Below are 8,315 nucleotides of genomic sequence, written 5' to 3' on the forward strand. Positions count from 1 at the left end.
CATGATGACATTTATTAAGTTAATACTCAAAAAATTAAATGTTTTATCCCTACCAATTGACGTCCTTTTTTCTCCTTTAACTATTGTTTCTGGTTTATGGTTTAAGGTTTTAAAATTTATTGGGCTTAAGCATTTCCCAGTTACAAAGAGCATTTTTTTTAAACTTGGTTTTTTCCCTATTGTCAACCATTATTATGAGCCTAGATTCGATTTTAGGGATTATAAACAGAAAAAAAGAAAAATATTAGGAATAAATTTCCAGGATGCTTTTCAACTTGATTTATTGCGTTCGTTTTCGTACCAAAAAGAACTAATTTCAATCTCAAATAATACACCTAAATCAGGAAAATATTATTATGATAATGGATCTTACCCTTCGGGTGATTCTGAATGCTATTATTCTATGATTAGAAAATTTCAACCAAGTAATATCATCGAAATAGGAAGTGGATTTTCTACTCTCATCGCATTTGAAGCAATAAACAAGAATAATCAGGACAACTTAACAAACACAGATTTGATTTGTATTGAACCCTACGAAATGCCTTGGTTAGATAATTTGAATATTAAACTGATAAGAGAGAAAGTAGAGAATATTAAAAATGAAACATTCAAAAAACTTAAAAAAAACGATATACTCTTTATTGACTCCTCGCATATAATTAGACCTAATGGTGATGTATTATATGAAATTTTTGAAATTCTCCCAAATCTAAATAGTGGTGTATTAATCCATTTCCATGATATATTTACCCCATTTGATTACCCCCAAGATTGGTTAAAAGAAGAATTTAGATTATGGAATGAGCAGTATTTATTGGAAGCTTTTTTGTCTTATAATGATAGTTTTGAAGTTATATTAGCAATGACTTTTATGACTAATCAATTCCCAAAAGAAATTTATAAGGCATTCCCAGTACTTGGAAAAGATACTAAAAGGATACCAGGGTCATTTTGGATAAGAAAGAAGTGATAAGAAAGAAGGTTTTGATAATCGATAATTCTAAAGATATAACTGGAGCATATAATTCAATTATCACCTTTAGCAATTGTTTAAAAAGTGAGTTTGACTTTCATTATGCTATTTCTTCAAAAAGATTAAGCAAAGAAATTAAAGCTCTTGGGTTTAATACTCATTCCGTTAAATTTCTTGAGATACAAAAGAACTTGAGCCTTATATTATACCTACCATTGCTTTTGTTCAATTCATTTAAGTTATATCGAATAATTACAAAGCACAAAATTGATATAATTCATGTAAATGATTTATACAATATGACAGGTGTCATTTTGAAATTATTTGACTCGAAAATTCATGTTTTATATCATGTAAGGTTGTTGCCAGATTCGTATATCAGGAAAATATATAAATTACTATCAAAATTAATTATAAGATTTAGCGATAAAGTTATATGTGTGTCTAAAGCAGTATTCAATTCACTACCAGATTCCTCAAAAAAAGAAGTTGTTTATGACCCAGTAATAAAAGCCAATATTAAGAAAAACCATGATGGCGAAGAACCATTTGTATTTTTATTTCCCGCTAATTTTATTTATGGGAAAGGACAAAATTACGCGATCCAAGCTTTTTGTGACGAATTCAAGCCCACTGATAAAGTTAAATTATATTTTGCAGGGAGTGATATGGATCTAAAAAGCAACATAACATATAAAGAAGAATTACAAGAAATAGTAAATAAGGGTAACCGAAATCATCAGATAGAATTTTTAAACTTTGTTAAGAATATGCCTTCACTATATTCCAAAGCCGATGTGACACTGGTATTCTCGGAATCCGAATCATTCTCAATGGTAACTTTAGAAAGTATGATATATGGGACACCTGTAATTGCTACGAAATGTGGTGGTCCAGAAGAACTAGTTAATCATAATTTCAATGGTATTTTAGTTAATAAAGGTGATTTGAAAGAAATGAGAGAACAAATGAGAAACTTATATGAAAATATAAATGTTTTAAAAGAATTATCTAATAATGCAGCTTTAATTGCAAAAAAATACGATAGCATTAAATCAGCAAAAGAATTATCTGACCTATATTCAAATCTATGATAATTAGAGGAGCTTTTTTATTTTTTTTACTTCTACATTTTTTAAACAATACATTAAGCTTTTCTCAATGTCCAACTCCTGATTTTGACATTCCCACTTCTGCTTGTATTGATCAAAACATTACTGCCACAAACAATAGTTCAAATGCGATTTCATACAAGTGGGATTTGTGTTCAGATGATTTATCAGTTATTCCAAATGCGGAATCAGTTTTAAATAACAATGAATTTTTCAGAGCCAGAACAATTAAAGTAATTAAGGAGAGTTCGAACTGGTATGGTTTTGCAATAAGTCAATCATCAAATAACCTTATTAAGCTTAGCTTTGGACAGGATTTAAATAATATACCAACTTTTGAGAATTTAGGAAATCCAAATGGGCTTTTACAAGGAGCTTTTGATCTAGATGCAATTAATATTGATGGGACATGGAATCTGATTGTTGCTAATACTAGTGGAGGTAATTTAATTAATATAGAGTTTAAAGATGGTATCGAGAATAATAATCCGACTACCACAGACTTGGGTAATTTTGGGGTTATTTCAAATCCAAATCATGTATTGTCTCTTTATGATAAGGGTAAATATTATCTATTTGTCTCAAATTCTGATCAATTAATAAAGCTAAAATTCGAAAATAACTTATTAGAAGATAATCCTATTGTAGAAGTTGTAGCTGTAAGCGGAAGCACCACTTTACGAGGCTTATCCTTATTAAAAACTTGTGATACTTGGGTGGGCGTATTATTGTCTTATAATAATAAACTTTTTTCATTAAATTTTGGTGATAAATTAGATAACGCACCTGCTATAAACCCTCTAAATACAACTGGGATGGGTTTAAGCTTTCCTTCTAATATCGCATTAGTTCAGGAGAGCAGTAACTTTCATGGATTTGTTCAGGGAGCCTTGGGAGTATTTCATAGAATTGATTTTATAGGTGATATTATAAACTTTGATTTTACTGCTACACAATTATCAGTCACTGAATTCACATCAAATAGCAACTTTGCCTTAGATTTAGTCCAAGAAGAAAGCCAATTACACATCTTTAATTTTAATCTTGATCAAAAAAATTTGGTTAGAGTTGATTTTCAAAATAATTGTGGTAATTCAAGTCCCATAAGAACGGAGTATGAACCTGTATTTTCTTATTCATCTGCTGGAATATATTCAATAACCCTTACTGCAAGTGATACATTAGGCAATTCCTCAACCATCACTAAAGAAATAAACATTACCTCTGATAATGCACCAACTGGAAATTTACTTCTTAATGAGTCATACTGCATAGCTAACGAAATATCTTTTGAATTTAGCACCACAGATACTATTGTCTCTTATGCTTGGGATTTTGGTGACGGCAATAGCAGTACTGCAGTTTCTCCTTCCCATCAATATGCTAGCGCAGGAGGATATACTATTACGCTTGCGTTAGAAAGTGATAACGGTTGTACCAATACCTATGCAAAGGAATTAGAAATACTTGCCGAACCTGTTCCAGAGTTTTCAACCACTAAAACGGAATATTGCACTTTTGAAGCTATTGATTTTTTAAACACAACAATAGGTGATTATAGTGAAACTATTAACTGGTACTGGGACTTCAATGGAGAAGGGAGTTCGATTGAAGAGAATCCTTCTTTTATTTTTGAAACGGAGGGCACTAAAACCATTGTTTTAGAAGCTAATGTACTAGGATGTATACAAACTTTTCAAACCACCTTGTCAGTCATTGATGGCCCCCAACCTGATTTTACCTATGATAGCAATTGCCTTGGAGAAGATATTCAGTTTACTAACTTAAGTAATGGAGCCAACATTACCAACTATGCTTGGGATTTTGGTAATGGAGAAACATCCACAGAGGAAAATCCACTGACTAATTTTGCTGTTCCAGGTGAATATGAAGTGAATTTGACTGTGAGAAATGCTTCAGGATGTGAAAATTCTACTGCTCAAACTATTTTGGTATTTGAACAAGTTATTGACAGTATCCTATTTACTGAAGCAATTGAAAACCTTCCATTTACAGCCTCTATAGACTGGTTAGATAGTTTTGATAGTACACAAAATTTAAGTTATCAATGGGTAATTAATTCTAACATTCAATCAAATGAAACCGCTGAGTTTACTTTATCAGCTGGTGAATATGAATTGCAACTTCAAGTGACTACTGCATCTGGGTGTGTTTTTAATAAAGCTAAAAATATTAATGTAAAAGTCTCCGAATTTCCCACAGCCAATTTTGATTTACAATCAGAGGCTTGTTTAAACGAACTTGTATCGACTGAAAATTCTTCAATAAATACGGAAAACTATGAATGGGATTTTTGTATTGGTGATTTTGATAGTACTGCAGTATTGGCTAATAGCACTCCATTTAATGCCAATAATAGCAAAGGAATGGAATTAGTTTATCATAATGATAATTATTTTGGGTTCGTTCTAAAAGGTTCGAATCTGTTTAGGTTGGATTTTGGTAGTTCATTAATTTCCACGCCCACAATAGTCGATTTAGGGGATTTGAAAGGGACTTTATTAAACCCTGAAGCTATCGTAATTATGGAAAACTATAATGGTAATTGGGTTGCTTTTATTGGCCATCTTGATGTTGACTACGGCATAACAAGAGTTAATTTTGGTCATGATATAACAAACAATTTCCCAACATACGAAAACATAGGGGTGCTTAATCCAGGTAGGACGAGGGGATTAGATTTAGTGAAAGATCAAGGGAATTATTTTCTATTAGCTAGTGGTTATAATAACGATAAGTTTGCTATACTTAAATTAAACGCTTCTTTAGAAGCTAGTTTCGATATTAATGATATTAGCATTTATGGTCGTTATTCCCAATTAGATTTACCTACGGGTATTACAACATTAAATCATGATGGTAATTGGTTGGTTTATATTGTTTCTCAGGGGAATGGAAATCTTACAAGATTTAATTTCGGCAGTAACTTCGATAATACTCCTTTATTAGAAGAAAATTATTCGCTAGGATTAGAGTCAGCGAAAAAAATCAGGATTTTTAATGAACTTGATAATTATTATGCGATAATAGGTTCAGACACAAGTCCAATTACTGTTTGGGATTTAAACAACCTGAATTCATCATCTATTACTAAAATAAATCAACCAAATTTACCAAGTAATTTTTCATTTTCATTTTCAAACCGTCCATCAGGTCGGTATTTGAATTTAATTTCATCAAATTATTTTCAGTCGATTTTATTTGAGGCAAATTGTAGTGCTTCCATAAATTCAAGTTTAATAAAAAATCCTACCATCTCCTACTCCCAACCCGGCACCTACCCAATAACCCTAACCGCCTACCACCCCAACGGAAACTCAGCCTCCATCACCAAAGAAATTACAGTCACCAACAATCAGGCGCCAGACATTAGCTTTTCTACAGGGGAGAATTTATGTATTAGCAATCCGATTGATTTTAGTTCAGCAACAAAGGGCGTAATAGCTACTTATGATTGGGATTTTGGAGATGGTACTCAAAGTTCGCTTGAAAATCCTAGCCATACTTATGCTTCGGCAGGTACTTATGCTGTTAAATTAAATGTGACTGATACCGCTGGCTGCAATAATCTTTTTGTTGATTCTATTAGAGTGTTTGAAGAACCCGTTCCGGATTTTCAGGCTGCTGCTCAAGGCAGTCTGTGCTCCCAAAAACCCTTGATTTTTGAAAATTTAACGGTTTTACCCACCGAAGCTAGCTTCTTTTGGGATTTCGGAGACGGAAATACCAGCACAAATGAAAATCCTGAGCATGTTTATGCAGCAGCTGGAGATTATATTGTCAGTCAAAGTATTAATATGGCGGGTTGTGCCATAGAAAAAATAGACACTATCACCATTAATCCGGGTCCATCAGTTGCCTTTCAAGTGGCCAATACTTGCCTGGGAGAAATACTGCAATTTGAAAATACCAGTCAGGGAGATTTTTTAGCAGGCTTTGAATGGGATTTTGGGGATGGCACACAATCAACTCAAACAAACCCTAATCACCGCTACGATACTGCAGGGGTTTATAATGTCCTTTTAACAGCCTTCACTACCAATGGTTGTGATTTTACCATTTCACAGTCAGTGGAAATTCAGCCTTTAGCTGAGGTGGCTTTTGAGTCAGATGTGGCTTGTGCAGGTCAACCCACTCTGTTTGCGGAGCAAGTCAATATCGCCCAATCCAATATTACTGATTACCTCTGGGATTTTGGAGTTGCAGGAACGCAATCTGATATTTCCACGGACGCAAATCCAACTTATAGCTATCTAGCGGCCGGTAGCTATGAAGTAAGTTTGCAAGTCACCACTTCCGATGGTTGTACAAGCAGCACTACGCAAATGATAATAGTCAATTCCATTCCGGAAGCTACATTTGAATTTGAGCAATCTTGTCTGGGCGAAACAAGGCTTTTTAGTCCACTGAACACCACCAATAGTATTGCTCATTTCTGGGAATTGCAAAACAGTCAGGGCGAGGTAATTCAAAGCAGTCAATCGGAAAGCTTTTCTTTTCTTTTTATAGAAGCCGGTACTTATCAACTGACCTATCGCCAGGAGAATGCGAATCTTTGCAGCAATACGACCACGCAAACTTTCAGCATCAATGAACTGCCAGTTCCTAACTTTTCATGGGGCATCGCCTGCACGGGAGAGGCCATTGCATTTGAAAACCTCACCAATTTAAATGGCAACAGCATCAAAAATTATAGATGGATGTTGAATGAAGAGGTAATTTCTACCAATGCGCAATTGAATTATACTTTCGAGAATAGTGGAGAATACAGTCTAAGCCTAGAAGTAGAAACCCAAAACGGCTGCATAGAAAGCATTAGCAAAACCATCGACATCAGCGCAGCGCCATCCGCTTTTTTCGAATTAGAGCAGAATGTGGGAGCGTATCCTTTTGAGATAAATCTCAATGCGGAAGAGTATGAAGTATCAAGTATAGAGTATCGAGAAAATAGTAGAAAGAACAGAGTACAGGGAACTGGGAATAGTGATTGGAGAACTTCGGACTTCACGCTTCCCACTTCTAACTTCCAACTTCCCACCTCCCTCAACTTTTCAACTCGCCAACTTGTCAACTCGTCAACTTATTTTTGGACTTTAAATGGCGATACAATATCTTCTACCCCAAAACTAAACTACATCATCGAACAACCCGGCACCTACCTCCTCGGCTTAATCGTAACCAATGAAGCAGGCTGTACGGATAACCATTATGAGCAAATTAGAGTTCGGGAGCCAAGGCTGGATTTATCGCTTAGCAATTTACGAATCAATGAAGATGGAGAGTTCACTACTTTTATTTTAAATATCAGCAATAGAGGTTCTTTAGTGCCTGAAAGAATTGATTTAGACATTAACTTAGGTTCTTATTCGCTTACAGAAACCCTAAGCGCCCCTTTGTATCCTGAAAAAAATCGAAATTTTTCTTTGAGTTTGAAGCTTACGGAAGAACAATTGAATGGATTATCCAAAATATGCATCAACGCTATTCCCATTGCAGGTGCGCATCAAGATAGCAATATGCAGAATAATAGAATCTGTACGAATTTAGAAAGCGAATATCAAATACTTAATGCTTATCCTAACCCAGCAATAAATCAGTTTACAGTGCCATTGATAGTTCCGGAAAGTGGCTCGATGCGTATTAGCATGGAAGATGCCAATGGTCGACAAGTAAAAGTTTTTAATTATGAATTAGAGGCAGGTTATAACGAACTTCAAATCCAACGGGATAATGTAAGTTCAGGTATCTACTTCCTTCGCTTCCGTTACCAAGGTCAAGAAAAAGTGCAAAAAATTATTTTCAGATAAGCTCGAAAAAGCACTAGTAAAACACCCCAATAATCGGAAGCAAATTTCCACCACAAAAGTGACAAAAGAACACAATAGAAAATAACCAAGGTTATTTTTCAGGACCAATCTGAAATTCTGGGGGGAAGTATTTAATTATTAACAACCAGCCCATCCTTCGGATACCCCTCCTTTTTTAAGTAGGGGAGCTGCTTCGAACAAATTGATTTATTTTATTTTACTACCTGAATCCTTCCTTTAGTTTCCAAAACTAAAGGATCTAATTAGTCGACCCTTAAAAACTATTTAATACATTGATTATCAATTATTTAATTAATAAAAAGCTTTGATTTTTTTGCAAGTTTTCGTATTTTCCTGACAGAAACCTTGCAAATATTGATGCATGAAACCCATTAAAAA

The 8,315-nt window shown here is 34.2% G+C and carries 3 protein-coding genes; all 3 read left to right on the top strand.

Translation table 11 applies throughout. The features are described 5' to 3' along the window. Position 1: 1 nt before the first annotated feature. Genes VFM92_RS16405 through VFM92_RS16415 form a run of 3 tightly spaced genes read left to right on the top strand, consistent with a single transcriptional unit; the run spans position 2 to position 7,916 of the window. Positions 2 to 973, top strand: a complete 972-nt coding sequence (locus VFM92_RS16405) for a class I SAM-dependent methyltransferase (protein ID WP_325123317.1) — start codon at positions 2 to 4, stop codon at positions 971 to 973. Next, positions 955 to 2,070, top strand: a complete 1,116-nt coding sequence (locus VFM92_RS16410) for a glycosyltransferase (protein ID WP_325123318.1) — start codon at positions 955 to 957, stop codon at positions 2,068 to 2,070. Before VFM92_RS16405 ends, VFM92_RS16410 begins: the two co-directional genes overlap by 19 nt. Continuing rightward, positions 2,067 to 7,916: a PKD domain-containing protein gene (locus VFM92_RS16415; protein ID WP_325123319.1), complete on the top strand. Its 5,850-nt coding sequence runs from the start codon at positions 2,067 to 2,069 to the stop codon at positions 7,914 to 7,916. The genes VFM92_RS16410 and VFM92_RS16415 overlap by 4 nt, the downstream gene beginning before the upstream one ends. The last annotated feature ends 399 nt before the right edge of the window (positions 7,917 to 8,315 follow it).

It is taken from the genome of Marivirga sp. (genome assembly GCF_035704835.1).
In the GTDB taxonomy this organism is placed as follows: domain Bacteria; phylum Bacteroidota; class Bacteroidia; order Cytophagales; family Cyclobacteriaceae; genus Marivirga.